Origin of the sequence: Leeuwenhoekiella sp. NPDC079379 (assembly GCF_044542075.1) — a bacterium.
Lineage (GTDB): Bacteria > Bacteroidota > Bacteroidia > Flavobacteriales > Flavobacteriaceae > Leeuwenhoekiella.
The window spans coordinates 50,928-69,746 of the sequence record NZ_JBITTU010000004.1; the positions used below are offsets into that span (position 1 = coordinate 50,928).

Below are 18,819 nucleotides of genomic sequence, written 5' to 3' on the forward strand. Positions count from 1 at the left end.
AATGAGAAAAAACCTGTATTTGTTAGATGTCGAAGGCTTAATTGAATTTAAAACATCTGATTTAGAATTATTTAATAAGGAATAAAAAACAAGAAATTACATACACGACCCGCGCAAGGGATTGCAGTAAAAATCCCGGATTGCGACCTTAGGCGCAAACGGAATTGCAACGAAAAGCCCGACCCTTTTGGGTTGCGCCCAGAATAAATAGAGTGACTTATGAAAATAGTAAAACTAACTTGTCTGCTTATAGTAACATTATTTTTTGTGCAATGCGATACGGCAAATGCACAAAAGCCAACGGTGTATTGCGTGGGCGATTCAACTGTTAAAAACGGACAGGGAAAAGGAGATGGCGGTCTCTGGGGCTGGGGAGATTTTATTGGACAGTATTTAGACACTACACAAGTGCGTGTAAAAAACCACGCATTGGGTGGAACCAGTAGCCGAACCTTTCAATCTAAAGGATTGTGGCAGCCGGTTTTAGACAGTTTGCAGGCGGGAGATTATGTGTTGATTCAGTTTGGGCATAACGATAATGGGGCGTTAAATGACGATTCACGCGCTCGTGGAACTATAAAAGGTATCGGTGAGGAAACCGAAGAAATAGATAATATGCTTACCGGAGCGCACGAAGTGGTGCACAGCTACGGATGGTACATTCGTAAAGTGGTAACCGAAGCAAAGTCTAAAGGCGCAATCCCGGTAATTATGGCGCCAATACCGCGTAACGATTGGGAAAATGGAAAAGTACCGCGTAATGCAGATTCGTACGGCGGTTGGGCACAACAAATCGCTGAAGAAGAAGGTGTAACCTTCATCAATCTTAATGATAAAATGGCTTCAGAAATGGAAGCCAGAGGAGAAGAGCAGGTTACAGGTCATTTGTTTTACAAACGCGATCATACCCATACTTCGGCAAAAGGAGCGGTTTTAGCCGCTTCATTAATTGCTGAAGGTTTGGCTGAAAGCGATAACTCTTTAAAAAAATATTTGCTTGAAAACCCGGAGATTACGCTTCCGCGAAAGCGAAATCTATTTTTAATAGGTGATTCTACAGTAGCAGATAACGGCCAACCTACAAAAACCGGTTGGGGCGTTTATTTACAGCAACACGTAGATACAACTCGAATGAGCGTTTATAATAAAGCCCGTGGCGGTAGAAGTAGTCGCACGTTTAGATATGAAGGCTTGTGGGATGCTGTTAAAGAGCAGTTACAGCCGGGGGATTTTGTGCTGATGCAGTTTGGTCATAACGACGGCGGAAATATTGATAAAGCAAAATACCGCGGATCTGTAAAAGGAATGGGTGATGAAACGCAGGAGGTGCAACGCGATAGCAGCGGCATTGAAACGGTACATTCTTACGGGTGGTATATGAAGCAGTATATTAAAGAAACCAAAGAAGCCGGAGCGACACCTATCGTGCTCAGTATGATTCCACGTAACGATTGGTTTGACGGTAAAGTGGATCGTGCAGTAACAAGCTATGGGGGTTGGGCTGAGGAAGCTGCTGTGCAAGCCGGTGGTTACTTTTTAGATCTTAATGAGGCAGTTGCTCAAAAATATGAAGAAGTGGGAAAGGATAGCGTTAATGCATTTTTCCCCGATGATCATACCCATACTAACATAGCAGGTGCACAACTTAATGCGCGTATCGTCGCCCAATTGATTGAAGGGCTGCGAGCGTCAGATTTGCGGGATTATATTTATATTCAGGAAGAAAAGTAAGTTAGTAACACGTATAGATTAAAAAAACCAATCTTTAAGATTGGTTTTTTTGTGCCACACTATGCCGGTTTCATTTACTGAAAAATACTCTTGCGAAGCTTTTCATTGCTAATTCTGAAGAATAAAAATAATCGTTTTAATCTTTAAATTAAATACGCTAGTTTTATAAAGTAAAACGTTTTAGTTTGCTTTGTTGGTTTTACGTTTATTTCGCTTAGTAAATAACTTAGCATTTACTACAACGATTTTTATTGCAACCAGATTTCAATTTATACTTAACTAACCTACAAGCTGTGTTCACGCTTCTAACCAATTAAATTTATGAGTAAACCTGTATCTATTCCCGTAGTACCTAAAAAATTAATGCTTCCGTTTATTTTAGTGACTTCACTTTTTGCGCTTTGGGGTTTTGCAAATGCAGTTACAGATCCTATGGTACAGGCCTTTAAAAAGGTTTTAGAATTGTCTAACTCACAGGCAGCCTGGGTACAAATGGCGTTTTATGGTGGGTATTTTTGTATGGCGCTACCTGCCGCATTATATGTGCGTAAATTTTCATACAAATCTGGCGTTCTGGTAGGGTTAACACTCTATGCAGTGGGCGCTTTGTTATTTTACCCTGCAGCAACAACAGGATTGTTCTGGTTTTTTTGTTTAGGACTTTACATTCTCACTTTTGGACTTGCTTTTCTAGAGACCACAGCAAACCCTTACATATTGGCGATGGGTGACCCGTCAACAGCGACACGTCGTTTAAATCTTGCACAGGCTTTTAATCCGGTTGGGCTTATCGCCGGACTTATGGTAGCAAAATTCTTTGTTTTAGATTTACTGCAGTCTGATGATGTAGTTAATTTTTCGGCGTTGCCTGAAGCTCAGAAACTGTTGATTAAATCTGCAGACCTGATGGTCATACGCAATCCATATGTAATTTTAGGCTTAGTAGTTTTAGCGATATTGATATTAATTGCTGTAAATAAAATGCCCCAGGCAAAAGGAGAAGGAGCATTACCAAGTGTTAAACATACGTTTGCAAATCTTTTTAAAAACAAAAAATACACATTAGGTGTACTGTCATTAATATTATATATGGGTGCACAAATAGGGTGCTGGACCTATATTTATCAGTATGCCGAATCTAAAGGAATTGCCAGTTCTACAGCTGCAAATTATCAGCTTGTCGCCTTTATTTTGTTTACCATAGGTCGTGCCTTAGGGACCTATATGCTTAAGTTTATGAGTTCGGGTAGATTACTTTTTATATTCTCGGCTTTAGGAGGTTTATTCACACTAGGTGTTGTCGTATTAGAAGGAACTTTCGGTTTATACAGTCTGGTAATGGTATCTTTATTTTTATCTATAATGTTCCCTACAATTTATGGTATTGCTTTAGAGGGGCTTAAAGAAGAAGAGTCAAAGATAGGTGCTGCCGGTCTGGTTATGGCTATTGTGGGAGGTGCTTTGTTACCTAAGCTTCAGGGAATGATTATAGATCTGGGTGGAGTAGGAGTAAACGATATTACTGTACTGGGCTTGTCTGAGATGAATCTTTCCTTTTTACTACCGGTCACATGTTTTATTCTGGTAGCGATTTATGGAAACTGGATTCATAAATTAGGGTCTAAACGTAGTATTCGTTAATAGTTTCTCTAATAGAATGAATATTTAGAAAATAAAAAGCCTCCTAATTTCAGGAGGTTTTTTATGCTTTTAATTGGTGAGATTAAGTGATTAAATTACCATTATCATCCCATTCTGCGATGACCCCGCGTTGTTCCTGATCAACACATTTTGCAATCCAATCAGGATCATAGGCGACCCCGTGTTTTTGTAATACTTCTTCAGGAACGCCATCCCAAATATTAGGTTGATTGCCTTTATAACCTAAATCTTCTAACCCCATTTTAGATGTGTAATATCCCGTCATAGTCAAATTGCGCATCAATGTAAAAAACTGTATCGGCATAGGTTGTTCACTACGTGGAATGTCTGCATCAGGATATGCAATCGTATCTAGTATCGCTTTCTGATTTTCTTCTGACGATTCAATAAATTCTGTATTGTGTAGCGTATTTGAGGTGTGATCAAGCCACATTAAACCTCCTCGTATGGGGGTTTGCAATGCCGGAATATCTTTAACCATAAATTCTAGAAACCCCGGAACGCCGGCTTCGGTGGCACTGCCATATTCGTCATTTGCAGGGAGTATTAAAGCGCACAGGATATCTAGTGTTTTTTGCTCGTGTTCATTAAAAAACTGTTCAGTATTTAATTTTTCTATATATGCAAGTTCTTCGGGCGTACGCCCAAAATAGTCTTCTGCAGCTTTAGCAACATCCCCTTCTTTAACCTCTAGATTAGGATCGCAACCGGTTAATAGAAGTCCGGTTCCCAGAGAACCTAAAAACAAGGATTTTAAACTATCTCTTCTATCCATAATTTAGATATTTTGTTGTTTTAACTGTTCAATAATATAATCTGAAGCCCTCCACGAGAGTGCTAAAATAGTCCAGGTTGGGTTTTTATCTGCCTGAGAAACAAACGGCCCGGCATCTACGATAAAGACATTATCTACATCGTGCAATTGCTGAAATTTATTAACTACAGACGTTTTTGGGTCATTACCCATGCGGGTTGTGCCTACTTCGTGAATAATACGCCCAGGATTTGCAAGACCGTAATCCTGTTCTTTTGTGGGCGCATCCTGAAGTAATTGTCCACCCATATTGTGTACAATTTCTTCAAAAGTTTCATTCATATGTTTTGCCTGGTTACGTTCATACTCAGACCATTTATAATTAAATCGCAGCACCGGAATCCCAAATTCATCTACTGTAGACGGGTCTATCTCACAGTAATTATCAACCATCGCGATAGATTCACCACGGCCGGCCATACCTATAGTTGACCCGTAATATTTTTTAATATCAGAACGCAAACTGTTACCGTAACCACCCACTTTCTGATTAAAAAAGCGGTTTAAATCATTAGGATTAAAGCCAAAGCCATAACTGGGCATTCCCATACCTCCCCAGACTTCAATGTGATAACCTCGCGGAAAGTTGAGCTTCTTATTATCGCCCCACCACGGAGTATATACGTGCATACCACCCACGCCATCTTCGTTATAGGTGTCGCGATTCATGAGTTCGGGTATAAAAGCAGAGCGGCTTGCACCGGTAGAATCGTGCAGGTATTTACCTACCATATCACTACTGTTTCCTAAACCGTTAGGGTGCTGTTTGCTTTTTGAATTGAGTAAAATACGTGCAGAACTGCAAGCTGAAGCTGCAAGTATAACAATTCGGGCTTTTAGCTTATATTCTTTACGATCTTCTTTATTAATGTAAGATACACCGGTAGCTTTTCCTTCTGCATTAGTTGTTATTTCGCGCACCATAGAATTTACAAAAAGATCAATCTGCCCACCGCTTTTTTGAGCAGGAAAAATTAAACAGGTACCTGAAGAAAAGTCAGCATATACCGAGCAGGCACGAGAGCACTGCCCGCAGTAAAAGCAAATTCCGCGATCGTTATTTAGCTTTTTAGTAAGCATAGACATACGGGAAGGAATCACGGGAATGTTTGATTTCTGAGCTCCTTTTATATAGAAAAGTTCGTGTAATCTTGGTTTAGGAGGCGGAAGAAAAAAACCATTCGGTTCATTTTCAAAATTCTCTTTAGATCCAAAAACCCCTATTAATTTATCTACTTTATCATAGTAAGGTTTGACATCTTCATAGCCTATAGGCCAGTCGTCACCGTGGCCATCATAGCTGTGATGTTTAAAATCGCGTTCTCCAAAACGTAACGAGATACGGCCCCAATGATTAGTACGACCACCTAGCATACGCGATCTAAACCAGTCAAATTGAGAATCTCCTTTCTGGGTATATGGCTCTCCTTCTATATCCCAACCCCCATAAGCGCTGTCAAAATCACCAAAAGGGCGTACGGTTGATGCACCACGGCGCGGAGATTCATAAGGCCATTTAAGTTGTGTACGTTGCTCTGGGGCAGCAGGATCAAAATAGGGGCCTGCTTCAACCACGGCAACTTTTAAACCGGCATCGGCGAGAATTTTTGTCGCCATACCACCGCCGGCACCAGAACCTACAATGATAACATCGTAAAGTTTTGAGGATTCCTTTATCTTCATAGATTAAGTTTGAAAGATTATAGAATTAGAGTTTATAACTACTTGAATTAAGAATACTTAAATTAATGAGACTTATATCTACTAGATTTTAAGAGATCTTATTTATTTAAATTTAAATAAAAATTGTTCAATACAAGTAAAACGATTTATTCAAATTTGATAAAACGTTTTAGTTGATCTATTTTTGTGCTATATTTTAATGTTTAAAGTCTGATAATTAGTGGGTAAATATGAGAGATATTTATAGCGATGATAGAATTGTAATGACCCTTGATGCAGGAGGTACAAATTTTGTATTTACAGCCATACAAGCAGGTATTGAAATTGTTGACGCAATAACATTATCTTCTAATTCTACTAATCTTGAAGCTTGCTTAAAAACTATTATTGAGGGATTTAATCAAGTGAATGCAGCTTTAAAAACGAAGACTCCACAGGCGATAAGTTTTGCATTCCCCGGACCTGCAGACTATAAAAACGGAGTGATAGGTGATCTTGTAAATTTACCTGCGTTTAGAGGAGGTGTAGCTTTAGGTCCTATGCTTAGCGAACTTTTTAGAATACCTACACTTATTAACAACGACGGAGATCTTTTTGCGTACGGCGAGGCAGTTGCCGGTATGTTGCCTTTTATAAACCAGGCGATTTCTAATGCAGGATTGTCACGTACCTATAAAAATTTAATAGGTATTACTTTAGGAACCGGGTATGGAGGTGGTATTGTGGTAAATAATCAACTATGTATGGGCGATAATTCCGCCGCAGGTGAAATCTGGCTGACCCGTAATTATTTAAAGCAACAAACAATTGTTGAAGAAAGCGTGAGTATTCGGGCGATTCAGCGGGTATATAAAGAGCAATCTGGAGAATCTACAGCATTGACTCCTTTTGATATATATCAAATCGCCAAAGGTCAACAGGCCGGAAATAGGGAAGCAGCTTGTATAGCTTTTGAAGAGATGGCCCTTGCTGTTGGAGAATCTTTAGCTAATACGCTGGCACTTATAGATGGACCTGTGGTAATAGGTGGCGGGATTGCAGGAGCTTCAGATCTTATTATTCCTAAAATTATTGCGCATTTAGAAGGTTCTATTTATGATCTGAACGAAAATGCTATACCGCGAAGTATCGCTTCCATTTATAATATTGATACTGAACATGGGTTACAAACTTTTTTAAAGAATTCTGAAGTTGAAGTGACTATCCCATTTAGTTCTAAAAAGTCGATTTATTCTAAAGAAAAACGCATTGCACTAGGAGTTTCAAAACTGGGAACCAGTAGAGCTATATGTCTTGGAGCGTACGCACTGGCACTTGACTACCTTGATAAAACAAATCTATACGCTTAGTTTTAAAAAATTTGATACAAAAAAAGCCTAATCATAAGACTAGGCCACTAATAGTTCAGGAAATTATCTGCTATTTTAAAGCTTCAGCAATAGCAGCCTTAGCTAAAGGTTCCATCACTTTATAACCTTCTAACGTAGGATGCACCCCATCATGGGCAAGTCCTTCTTTAATACCATTTTCGGTATTTACCATAGCAGAAAAATAATCGAGGTATACAAAACCTTTGCCTTTTGCGTAATATTTGAGCATCGTATTGATCTCGTTTATAGGCTTTACAGATTCTACCTTCGGCTTCCACGGGTATTTTGCCGCGGGTAAAATTGAGGAGATCACAACTTTAATTCCGTTTGCTTCTGCGAGTTCTGCCATAGAAACGATATTTCCAAAAGTCTGCTCAGCGGTCATCGGGCCGGTATTGCCGGCAATATCATTGGTTCCGGCAAGTATAACCACCACTTCAGGCTTTAAATCAATAACATCTTGCCGAAAACGCAGCAACATTTGTGGAGTTGTTTGACCACTTATACCGCGACCTATATAATTATTTTCAGTAAAGAAAGCAGCATCGTCTCTTACCCAACCTTCTGTGATAGAGTTTCCTATAAATACAACCCTGTTTTCCGGGGAATTTGTTGCATCTATAGTGGCGTTAGCTTCGGCATACTTTTGAAGGTTAGGCCAATCCTGAGCTTTTAAATGAAATAAACTGCTGAAAATCATTAGAAGAGTAACTAGAGAAAACTTAAATTTTGTATGCATAACTCAAGACTGATTAAAACAATAGTGATTTTAAAATTAGCGTTTTTAATCTTCGTTTGAAAGCGAGTAAGGATATGCTGATTTTGTGGTTCCACGAGAGGTATTTGGTTTAGTACTCATATCAAAATCAATTTTCATTCCTTTGATCATAGCTTTATGGCTCAGCCAGTTTTTATCATAGATATTACCGTCAATTTTCATAGTTTCAATGTACTTATTTTCCGGACTATTTTTAGGAGCGTTAATTTCTACTGTATTTCCATTTTCAAGATTTAATGTGATTTTTTGAAATAGGGGAGCACCCAAAACGTACTGATCTGTAGCGGGAGCAACCGGATAGAAACCCATTGCAGAAAACACATACCAGGCCGAAGTTTGCCCGTTATCTTCATCACCGCAATAACCGTCTGGCGTGGGTAAATACATCTTGTTCATCGTCTCACGCACCCATTCTTGCGTTTTCCAGGGTTGACCGGCATAATTATACAGGTAAATCATATGTTGTATGGGTTGATTTCCGTGAGCATATTGCCCCATATCTGCAATTTGCATTTCTCGAATTTCGTGAATCACAAAGCCATAATAGCTATCGTCAAAAACCGGAGGAAGACTAAAAACAGTATCTAACTGCGCCACAAACTTATCTTCACCTCCCATGAGATCTATAAGACCCTGCATATCGTGAAATACAGACCAGCTGTAGTGCCAGCTGTTTCCTTCCGTAAAGGCATCACCCCATTTAAACGGATTAAAGGGAGCCATAAATTTGCCATTTTTATTTTTACCACGCATCAAACTGGTTTGAGAATCAAAAAGATGCGTGTAGTTCATCGCTCTTTTTTTATAAAGATTAATTTCATTTTTGGGCTTTTTTAAAGCCTTAGCCAGTTGATAAATTGCGAAATCATCGTAGGCATACTCTAGCGTACGCGCGGCATTCTCATTAATACCAACGTCATAAGGTACATAACCCAATTTGTTATAATATTCAGCACCTTTGCGACCTACAGCATCTAAAGGGCCTTCATTATTTGCACCATGAATTAAAGCTTTATACAAGTTCTCAATATCATATGTATAAGCATCACCGCTTTTAAGATAGGCTTCTGCAACTACCGAGGCTGAGTTGTTACCCACCATAACATTACGCAAGCCCGGGCTTGCCCACTCTGGTAACCAACCACTCTCATCATAGGCGTTAGAAAGACCTTCCTGTATATGTGCATTAAGTTCTGGGTACATTAAATTTAAAAAAGGAAATAAGGCTCTAAACGTGTCCCAGAAACCGGTATCTGTAAACATATAGCCGTCACGCACTTCCCCATTATACGGACTGTAATGAACAATTTTACCTGTAGCATCATACTCGTAAAACTTTCGGGGAAATAATAAAGATCGGTATAAACTGCTGTAAAAAGTTTTGAACTGGCCCGTAGTTCCGCCTTCAACGTTAATACGTTTTAAATTAGCATTCCACAGCGTTCTGCCTTTTTCTTTTACCGTATCAAAATCATCAGACCCTATCTCTTTAAAGTTTAATTCGGCTTGCTCGTAACTAATAAACGAAGAGGCCACCTTTGCATTTACCTGTTCATCCTTTTTTGTTTTAAAACCTATTACGGCACCAGCGTGGTTTGCAGTACTTTCTAAAGCATCAGATAATATGGAATCTTTATAGGTTTTAGTAAGATCAAATTCTTTGTCAAAAACAATGACAAAATAATTTTTAAAATTATCAGGAACTCCGCCGCTGTTGCGCGTGGTATATCCAATTATTTTTTGCTCCTTCGGAATTATTTTAACGTAAGAACCCCGGTCAAAAGCATCAATTACTACTGAAGCACTATCTGTCTGTGGAAATGTAAATCTAAAACGGGCAGCACGTTCGGTAGGAGTAAGTTCTGTCGTAATATCGTGATCTGCGAGATACACGCTGTAATAATAGGGTTTTACAAGTTCCGCTTTATGTGAAAACCAACTTTTACGTTCTTCTTCTTTAAATCGCAATTTTCCGGTAACTGGCATGATTGAAAATTGCCCGTAATCATTCATCCAGGGAGAAGGCTGATGCGTCTGTTTGAAACCACGTATCGTTCTGGCGTTGTAGGTATATGCCCAACCATTGCCCATCTCACCGGTTTGTGGCGTCCAGAAATTCATTCCCCACGGTAATGCAATTGCAGGATAAGTATTTCCTGTAGAGAGACTGGGATCACTATCGCTGCCTATTAAAGGATCTACATAATCTACAGGATTTTCTATAGATTGTATTAGCGCATTTTGGCCATTTAGAGCGTTAATTATTAAAGACAAGAATGCCACGAAAAGTATTTTTTTCATTCGAAGTATATTTGATTTAAAGATAGAAATTTACCCACATAAAACGATTTACTAAAATCAACATTATTATTACGGTATCTATTCTATCTAAGTAGACTAAACAAAACGACATTTAACTTAATAGCTTTTTAAGCTTATAAATTAAATGTCGTTTTATAATTATTAAATAGGATTGCTCCTTGATATTTATATTAAAGTGTGTAGCCTTCTCGGTAACTACGCTTTACAAATTGATTTGCTTCTTCAAAATTAGTCACGCGCATAGCATCAGAGTCCCAAAGCATTTCGATATAGCGTCCCGGGTAGTCAAAGCCACCACCTTCTCGTTCTTTACGCACATCAAAACCACGTATAGCAAGGTTTGCTATTAATAATGTTTCCGTTAAAGGTCCAGCCACACTAAATGGTGAGCTTACTTCTTTTTTACCATAGCCTGCAAGAGCAGCTTCTACCCATTGGCCGTAGTGTCCTTCGGCTTGCCCGGCAACGCGCTCGTACTTTTGAGGCACGGTAGTTTGCTCTGTTTTTGAAGTTGGCAAAAGCTGAGGATTACGAGAATAGGTACCACACATCATTTTACCTTTTGTACCTATAAATAAGACGCCATTACCGCCGTCACCAAAGACTTCATTAGGACCTAATTCTTCGGGGCGAGCAGGTTGTATACCGCCATCCATCCAATGTAATTTTACATCGCCTTTTGTTTTATCTGTTTGAGCAAAAGTCATTGTAACGTGACTTGATGGAGGACAAGCTTCTGGGAAATAACCACGTTTAAACTCATCTACATAAACACTACCTACACTGCATTGCACATCTTTAGGATATTTTAGATTGAGTACACGTACCGGTACTTCTACCAGGTGACATCCCATATCGCCCAGAGCGCCGGTACCGTAATCCCACCAGCCACGCCAGTTAAAAGGAACCAGACCACCTACATAGTCTTTATAGGGCGCTGTACCCAACCATAAATCCCAATCTAATTCACTTGGGATAGGAGCAGCCGTTTTTGGCCACGGAATTCCCTGAGGCCATACGGGACGATCTGTCCAGCAATAGACTTCTTGTATATCACCTATTAAACCGGCATCAAACCACTCACTCATTAATCGAGTGCCATCATTAGACGCACCTTGATTTCCCATCTGTGTAACCACTTTATACTGCTCTGCAGCTTCAGTGAGTTTACGGGCTTCATATATATCGTGCGTTAAAGGTTTTTGAACGTAAACATGCTTTCCTTTTTTCATGGCAGCAATGGCAGGAGCAGCGTGATTATGATCTGGTGTAGCTATAGAAACAGCATCAAAATGCTTTTCTTCTTTATCTAACATCTCGCGCCAGTCTTTATAATATTTAGCTTTAGGGAATCGTGCTCTTGAACTTGCTGCTCTTCGATCATCTACATCACATAAAAATGCAATATCAGCTTTGCCACTATCTGCAAAACTTTTTATGTCACTTTCTCCTTTTCCACCTACACCTATACCTGCAACAAGTAGCTTATCACTGGGAGCTGTATAGCCCACGCCACCTAATACGTGTCGGGGAACTATAGAAATACCTAAGGAAGCAATAGATGCTTTTTTAATAAAGTCTCTTCTTGGAGAAGAAGATGCATTTTTATTTTCGTTCATTATTTTGATTTTTAGTTGTTCTATGATTGAAAAAAATGTCTACGGAATAATTTTAAGAATTCTTCCGCAAACGACTTCATTAATTAGCCTTGAAGTTAATTAGAATTTTCTAAAGCGCTACATAAATCGTTTTACTTTATTTTTAGCTCAAATTAAGCCCATTGAAATTTCAAGAGTTAAAGCAGTTTTTTACCAAGAAAATGAAAGAATACGTTCTTCATCTTTATAGTATAAACTAAATTGTATTATCCTCTTAAGGAAGAATCTCTGGGAATGAGTTTAGCATCAAGAACCGTTTGTATAAGTGGGATGTCTTTGTCTTTAGTTTTTAAGAGTTTAAACATAATACGCATTAATTCTTCCGCCATTTCCTGCAGCGGTTGTGCTACTGCAGAAATAGACGGATTATTAATTTTAAAGAAGTCATTGTCGTCAAAAGTAACAATACCCAGATTGTAAATAAGTTGAGGGTTTGTCTCTTTAATAATCTCTAGTGCATTTTGTGTAAGATAGTTTGTTGAGAAAAAAACTGCATCAATATCATTTTCTAATAGCAGAGATTGAATAAGATTAGAACTTTCTTTATGATTAATTTGTTTAAAAGGTAATTCAAGAATAGTGCTTGTAAGCCCGGCATTTTTAATCGCATCTTCATAACCCCGTGCACGATCAAGCATTTGATTTTGATTTGTATCTGTGGTTATTAAAGCTATTTTTTTAAAATTATTATCAATTAGATGTTGGGTAGCCTCTTTAGAGGCTACATAGTTATTAATCACTACGTGATGTGTGGGTAAATCTTCAAAATAGCGATCGCCTAAAACTACAGGAGTTCCGTTTTTTATAAGTGTTTCAATTTCGTCTTTAATCCCGGAAGAGGGTATGATTAAAAATCCATCTACCTGACGCTCACTAAAGACACGTATGAGTTCGCGAGAGCGTTTATCATTGTTTTCGTTGCTGCAAAAAAGAACTTTATATCCCTTATCATAGGCAATATCTTCAATGATTCTGGCGATTTTAGCAAAAAAACTATTGCCAATATCTTCTACCATAAAAACCAGAATTTTACTTTTTCCTGTTCTTAGGCTTTGTGCAACCTGGTTAGGTGTATAGTTAATTTCCTCAACGTAATCTTTAATTTTTTTAATAACCTCCTTTGAGATTTTGCGTTCTTCTCCTTTTCCATTTAATACAAATGAGATAGTTGTTATTGATACACCAAGTGCCTTTGATATATCTTTTATTGAGGGTCTTTTTTGTTTCATTTTGCTAATCACCCACAACCCGGGATTTATATTTGAGAGTTAAACTCGTAGTGCTATTTAAATTCTTTTAGCAACGCTTTAAAAAAATAGCACAAGCTTATTTAAATAAGGTACTATTTACATACGGAAGCTAATACATTTTTATTTAACACATAAATTAAGGTACTGAGATAAAGCTTTTTTAAACCAACTTAGAATTAGTGATTATGCTCTTGTATTCTAAACTATGGGTTTTATTTTTATGGAAATCTCACCTATAATAATAACGTAGAGCAGCTCGCTTTCCCTTTTGTAGTATAACTTTACTCACTTATTTAAATAGCAATTTAGAGAACTTTTCCTTTTAAAGTATTTACTAAGTATGAGGTTAAAACTAGATAGGTTTGTGTTATCCATTATTTTGGTAATTGGCTTGGCCTACTTCATTCCACAATGGGGGACTGAGGAAAGTGCTATACCCATAAATACAATTAGTGCCATTGGTATCTCTTTGATATTCTTTTTTTACGGGGTTAAATTGAGTCCGTCTAAGTTAAGAGCCGGTCTTTCTAATTATAAATTGCATCTGCTTGTACAAGCCTCGACGTTTTTAATATTCCCGCTACTCATATTACTGTTTAGACCTTTGATACAAAATGAAGAACAGGAAACAATCTGGCTTGCATTTTTCTTTTTAGCCGCTTTACCCTCTACAGTAAGTTCTTCTGTAGTAATGGTTTCATTAGCTAAAGGAAATATTCCATCGGCGATTTTTAATGCCAGTATTTCTGGACTAATAGGTATTTTGATTACGCCTTTATGGATGGGTCTTTTTATAGACGCAGCAGAAACCGAATTTAATTTTACAGAGATCTATGTTAAGCTTATTGTGCAAATAATTTTACCGGTCGTACTTGGTATGTTTTTACAAAGGTATCTGGGTGACTTTGTACAACGTCATTCTTCTAAACTAACTTTGTTTGATAAGTCTATTATTCTGCTCATCATTTACAAAAGCTTTGCAGAATCGTTTGCTGAAAACTTGTTTAGCTCGGTTTCAATACTTGATTTGTTAGCTTTATTTGGTGGTGTTTTAGTGCTCTTTGTTTTGGTGTTTTTAATTACCGGTATAATGTCTAAACTTTTAGATTTTTCTATTGAAGATCGCATAACAGCTCAATTTTGTGGCACAAAAAAATCACTGGTTCACGGTACGGTATTTTCTAAAATACTTTTTGGTAATATGGCCGGTTTAGGTTTAATTCTATTGCCGCTTATGCTTTTTCACGCTTCTCAGATTATGATAATAAGCGCAATCGCTTCGCGTTATGCAAGACGACCCAATTCTCTCTAAAGCTTAAGAAACCCACCGCTCAAAAATATCCTGAGTAAAAGTATCTTCTTCTTTAAGAATTATTTTTTCAACGTGTGATGTTGTAGTGAGGTGTCTTCGAATAATACGATCTGCATATCCCGAATTCTTTTGAGGAACAAGATACGGTGTGAAGTCTTCGGCTTTATGTACAGATTGTTTGGCATCAATAAACCCATAACCCGCATATTTGCCTTGTTTTAAATAGATAAAAGATTTTTCTCCGGTATCTCTTCCTTCATCTAAAAGAAGACACGAATCATCATAGGTTTTCATAAAATTAAAAGCTTCAGCCACTCTTGCGTTGTAGGTACTCACTTCTATTTCTTCTTTGCAAACACCGCTACAAGTATGCAGTTTATAGTGATTGCATATAGTCACTCCTTGTTGTAAACCACAATATTTTGGACATAAATTAAAGGTCTCACAAACCAATTCTAAAAAATAAATGGCCTCCTCGTGGGTATAAAACTGCATTAAACTCACCGGTGCGATTTTATTTTTATGCAGTGCAAATTGCTGTATACCCTTTTTATTTGGGTAGGAGGTAAGCTTATAGGGCTTTGAAGGGTTTTTCTGTGCTTTGTTATATTTAGGATAATGCTTTAAAATGAGTTCTGCTTCGCGCAGAAGCGCAAGGAGTTCGCTTCCTGTGCGTTCAAAATCTATGCTATGCGTATCCTGTAATAACGCGTATTTTCGATTGCTCTTTTCTCTAAAGTGAGACAATACCCGTTTCTGAATATTTATCGCTTTACCTATATATAAAGGTGTCCCTTTTTTGTCTTTAAAGAAATACACACCAGCATTTGTGGGCAATTCTTCAAAGTCTGCTGATTTAAAATGTGGGGGTAGAAACGATTCTTTAGATTTTCGGTTTAAAAAACCAGAAATTACTTCATAGTCTGGATCTAGTTCTATACAACGCCGAAATAATAGAACTGTTGCTTCTGTATCTCCCTGAGCGCGGTGTCTATCGCGATGCGGAATATTTATAGAAGTACACAAATTTCCCAGGCTGTAGGAGAATAACCCGGGAATAAGTTTTTTAGCAAGTCGCACGGTACAAATGCGCTTTCGATTAAAATCAATGCCTAAGGCAGTAAATTCTGCGCGTACTACATTATAATCAAAACCAACATTGTGGGCGACAAAAATACAGTCTTTGGTAATTGTGTTAATGGCAGGAGCAAGGGTCTCAAATGTAGGTGCATCCTCAACCATAGCGTCGTCTATACCGGTAAGTTTTTCTATGTAAAAGGGAATTTCTCGCTGTGGATTAATGAGGGAAACAAAACGATCTATCTCAACACCATTTTGCAAGACAATAATACAGATCTCTGTAATTTTGTTTCCTTTAATTCCGCCACCGGTCGTTTCAACATCTATGATGGCAAACTTCGCTTCTTCCATAGTTCAAAAATAATTTATTCTTCAAAACTAAAGAAGGAATTTATCCATATTAACGGAATTTATCCATTAATGTTTATCAAAAAAAGTCCGAATAGAAATCCGGACTTAAAGTGCTATTCTGAATAGATTTTAATCATTTTGCTCTAAAAACCATTCTATTTTTTCAACTTCAGTTGTACAACCGCAATAAAACGGAGCACGCTCATGCAACTCATTTGGAATACGCTCCATAATACGGCCATACCCGTCTGAGGCTTTCCCTCCGGCTTGCTCGGCAAGAAATGCCATAGGGTTGCATTCATATAACAGTCTAAGTTTTCCTTTAGGAGAGGTCGTACCCGTAGGGTATAGGTAAACACCACCTAATAACATATTTCTATGAAAATCTGCGACTAAAGAACCAATGTATCTAGACGTAAAGGGTCTGTTTTCTTCTTCATTTAATTCTTGAGTCCAGCGAATAAATTTTTTAATTCCCTGCGGAAAGTGGACGTAATTGCCTTCATTAATTGAATATATACGACCAGATTCAGCATGTTTCATATTAGGGTGTGACAGAAAAAATGAGCCTATTCCCGGATCAAAGGTAAAGCCGTGAGTACCATTACCCGTGGTGTAAACCAGCATTGTTGAGGTACCATAAATTAAATAACCAGCTGCAACCTGATTGATACCGGGTTGCAGAAAATCTTCGATCGTAACCGGTGTCCCTACCGGGCTGATGCGGCGGTATATGCTAAAAATTGTACCTACCGTAATATCTACATCTATATTAGAGGAGCCGTCAAGCGGATCTATTAAAACCACATAATTTGCATTTTTATGCTTTTCTTCATTAAAAACTAAAAAATCTTCAAGTTCTTCTGAAGCAAGCCCACAAATTTCACCTCTGTCTTTAAGGGTGCTTATAAACATATCATTTGCGAGAACATCTAATTTTGCCTGAGATTCACCCTGTACATTTTCCTGGCCTGCTTTTCCTCGAATTTCGGCAAGCCCCGCTTTATTTATTTCTTGATTAACCATTTTACCCGCCAGGCGTATCGCGCTTAGAAGAGAACTTAATTCTCCTTTAGCATAAGGAAAATCTTTTTGATTTTGAATAATAAATTCGCCTAAGGTCGTGTGTCTTTCCATAATATGAAGTGGTTGTCTAAGTAATATGCGTTATGAATTTATATTTAACAAATTACGATTAATACAATCGATTGCAAAGGTTATTTATTTATCAATTTTGCACCGAATTATTGTGCTAAAATAACCCAAATTTTATGGAAATATTCTGTTTTTGTAAGTCAATTACTTATTTAACTCAATTGACTTAAATTGAATTAAAAAGGCTGTAATTAAGCATTAATTTTGACTTAAAGCACACGCCTTTCTAATTTAAAACTTTTAATTTTCAGCCTTAAGAAATAACTAAATGAGAAAGCGTATTGTAATTATAGGTGGAGGTTTTGCAGGAATTAATCTTGTAAAGCATCTTGTTAAATCTGAAGTTTATGAGGTAATACTTGTAGATAAGAATAATTACAATTTTTTTCCTCCACTATTATATCAGGTTTCAACGGGCTTTTTAGATCCTTCGAGTATTACGTTTCCGTTTAGAAATCTTTTTAGAGGTAAAAAGAACTTTAGATATAGAATGGGTGAGTTGCTTGAAATTTTACCCGAAGAAAAGAAAATAATTCTTGATAATGGCGAACTTACCTATGACTATCTTGTTTTAGCAACAGGAACAAAAACCAATTTTTTTGGTTTAGATCAATGTCAGCAGCATGCGATACCTATGAAAACGCTTGAAGATGCTTTAGAAATGCGTAATATTTTACTTCAGCGTTTAGAGCAGGCAACACGTATACATGATAAATCACAACGTTTACCTTATTTAAATATGGTAATTGCAGGTGGCGGTCCCACGGGAGTCGAGATTTCTGGGGTGTTTGCAGAACTTCGTAATAATACCATACGTAAAGAATTTCCTGAGCTTATAGGATCTGGATCTAAAATTTATCTGGTAAATGGAGGGAGCGAGCTATTATCTCCTATGAGTAAGAAGAGCCAGGATTATACGTATAAGAAGCTTAGTGAGATGGGTGTTGAAATTTTATTAAACACGCGTGTAGTTGATTTTGATGGTGAAAAAGTATTGATGAAAGACGGCTCCCATATATATAGTAAAAATCTCATTTGGGCTACGGGAGTGATAGGTCATAAATTTAGAGGTGTTCCTGAAGATGCATATCAACGCGGAAATCGTATTCAAGTGAATGCCTATAATAAAGTTGTAGGCTGCGACGCTCTTTATGCGATAGGAGATTCAGCTATAAGCAATGCAGATCCTAACTTCCCTGAGGGACACCCACAACTTGCTCAGGTAGCTATGCAGCAGGGTGTAAGGCTCGCTAAAAACCTTAAGTTAATGGAGGCGGGTAAGGAGCCTAAGACTTTTACTTATAACGATAGAGGCTCAATGGCAATTATAGGAAGTAATAAGGCTGTGGCAGATGTGCCAAAACCAAATCTACATCTCAACGGATTTATTGCCTGGTGCGCCTGGTTGTTTGTACATCTTTTCGCATTAATTGATTACCGCAATCGCGTACGTACTTTCTACAACTGGTCTACAGAATACCTAACAAAAAATCAAGATTTGCGTCTTATTATAAGACCTAAGAAAGAGGAATTAGACGTATAATTCACTTAATTAAAATTAAAGCATTCTGAAAAGTCCTATTTAATAAAATTAAGTGGGACTTTTCACTATGTGTATTTTAAAAATAAAATTCCTACAAAATCTATTCCTAC

Annotated in this window: 13 protein-coding genes; 5 read left to right on the forward strand and 8 right to left on the reverse strand. The window is 37.7% G+C overall.

Annotated elements, in window-relative coordinates:
• The first annotated feature begins 219 nt into the window (after positions 1-219).
• Together ACIGAM_RS08630 and fucP are read left to right on the forward strand one after the other, a co-directional pair.
• Positions 220-1,731 (forward strand): rhamnogalacturonan acetylesterase, encoded by a 1,512-nt coding sequence (locus ACIGAM_RS08630; RefSeq protein ID WP_396511059.1) that lies wholly within the window; start codon positions 220-222, stop codon positions 1,729-1,731.
• A gap of 321 nt (positions 1,732-2,052) precedes the next feature.
• Positions 2,053-3,372: an L-fucose:H+ symporter permease gene (gene fucP / locus ACIGAM_RS08635; RefSeq protein ID WP_396511060.1), complete on the forward strand. Its 1,320-nt coding sequence runs from the start codon at positions 2,053-2,055 to the stop codon at positions 3,370-3,372.
• 82 nt (positions 3,373-3,454) lie between these two features.
• Here fucP and ACIGAM_RS08640 read toward each other — a convergent pair whose 3' ends face one another.
• Together ACIGAM_RS08640 and ACIGAM_RS08645 are read right to left on the reverse strand one after the other, a co-directional pair.
• Positions 3,455-4,168, reverse strand: a complete 714-nt coding sequence (locus tag ACIGAM_RS08640; protein ID WP_396511061.1) for a gluconate 2-dehydrogenase subunit 3 family protein — start codon at positions 4,166-4,168, stop codon at positions 3,455-3,457.
• 3 nt (positions 4,169-4,171) lie between these two features.
• Positions 4,172-5,890: a GMC family oxidoreductase gene (locus tag ACIGAM_RS08645; protein WP_396511062.1), complete on the reverse strand. Its 1,719-nt coding sequence runs from the start codon at positions 5,888-5,890 to the stop codon at positions 4,172-4,174.
• Positions 5,891-6,120: 230 nt separating this feature from the next.
• Between ACIGAM_RS08645 and ACIGAM_RS08650 the strand changes: the two genes are divergently transcribed.
• Positions 6,121-7,239 carry an ROK family protein gene (locus tag ACIGAM_RS08650; protein WP_396511063.1) on the forward strand — a complete coding sequence of 373 codons (1,119 nt, stop codon included), beginning with the start codon at positions 6,121-6,123 and terminating at the stop codon, positions 7,237-7,239.
• A gap of 70 nt (positions 7,240-7,309) precedes the next feature.
• Here ACIGAM_RS08650 and ACIGAM_RS08655 read toward each other — a convergent pair whose 3' ends face one another.
• The 4 genes from ACIGAM_RS08655 to ACIGAM_RS08670 all read right to left on the reverse strand — a co-directional run bounded on the left by ACIGAM_RS08655 (position 7,310) and on the right by ACIGAM_RS08670 (position 13,247).
• Positions 7,310-7,999 (reverse strand): SGNH/GDSL hydrolase family protein, encoded by a 690-nt coding sequence (locus ACIGAM_RS08655; protein WP_396511064.1) that lies wholly within the window; start codon positions 7,997-7,999, stop codon positions 7,310-7,312.
• A 45-nt stretch (positions 8,000-8,044) separates the two neighbouring features.
• Complete coding sequence (locus ACIGAM_RS08660; RefSeq protein ID WP_396511065.1) at positions 8,045-10,339, reverse strand: GH92 family glycosyl hydrolase; 2,295 nt, start codon at positions 10,337-10,339, stop codon at positions 8,045-8,047.
• A gap of 191 nt (positions 10,340-10,530) precedes the next feature.
• A complete protein-coding gene (locus ACIGAM_RS08665) occupies positions 10,531-11,979 on the reverse strand; it encodes a Gfo/Idh/MocA family protein (protein ID WP_396511066.1) in 1,449 nt (482 codons plus the stop codon).
• Between the two features lie 245 nt (positions 11,980-12,224).
• Positions 12,225-13,247 carry a LacI family DNA-binding transcriptional regulator gene (locus tag ACIGAM_RS08670; protein WP_396511067.1) on the reverse strand — a complete coding sequence of 341 codons (1,023 nt, stop codon included), beginning with the start codon at positions 13,245-13,247 and terminating at the stop codon, positions 12,225-12,227.
• Between the two features lie 361 nt (positions 13,248-13,608).
• Here ACIGAM_RS08670 and ACIGAM_RS08675 point away from each other — a divergent pair, with 361 nt between their 5' ends.
• Positions 13,609-14,580, forward strand: coding sequence for a bile acid:sodium symporter family protein (locus tag ACIGAM_RS08675; protein WP_396511068.1), 972 nt, complete (start codon positions 13,609-13,611; stop codon positions 14,578-14,580).
• Positions 14,581-14,583: 3 nt separating this feature from the next.
• On the opposite strand, the gene ACIGAM_RS08680 is transcribed toward ACIGAM_RS08675, so the two are convergent.
• Positions 14,584-16,011 carry an exonuclease domain-containing protein gene (locus ACIGAM_RS08680; protein WP_396511069.1) on the reverse strand — a complete coding sequence of 476 codons (1,428 nt, stop codon included), beginning with the start codon at positions 16,009-16,011 and terminating at the stop codon, positions 14,584-14,586.
• A 129-nt stretch (positions 16,012-16,140) separates the two neighbouring features.
• Positions 16,141-17,148, reverse strand: coding sequence for a class 1 fructose-bisphosphatase (fbp, locus tag ACIGAM_RS08685; RefSeq protein ID WP_396511070.1), 1,008 nt, complete (start codon positions 17,146-17,148; stop codon positions 16,141-16,143).
• 286 nt (positions 17,149-17,434) lie between these two features.
• Between fbp and ACIGAM_RS08690 the strand changes: the two genes are divergently transcribed.
• Positions 17,435-18,709 (forward strand): NAD(P)/FAD-dependent oxidoreductase, encoded by a 1,275-nt coding sequence (locus tag ACIGAM_RS08690; protein ID WP_396511071.1) that lies wholly within the window; start codon positions 17,435-17,437, stop codon positions 18,707-18,709.
• The last annotated feature ends 110 nt before the right edge of the window (positions 18,710-18,819 follow it).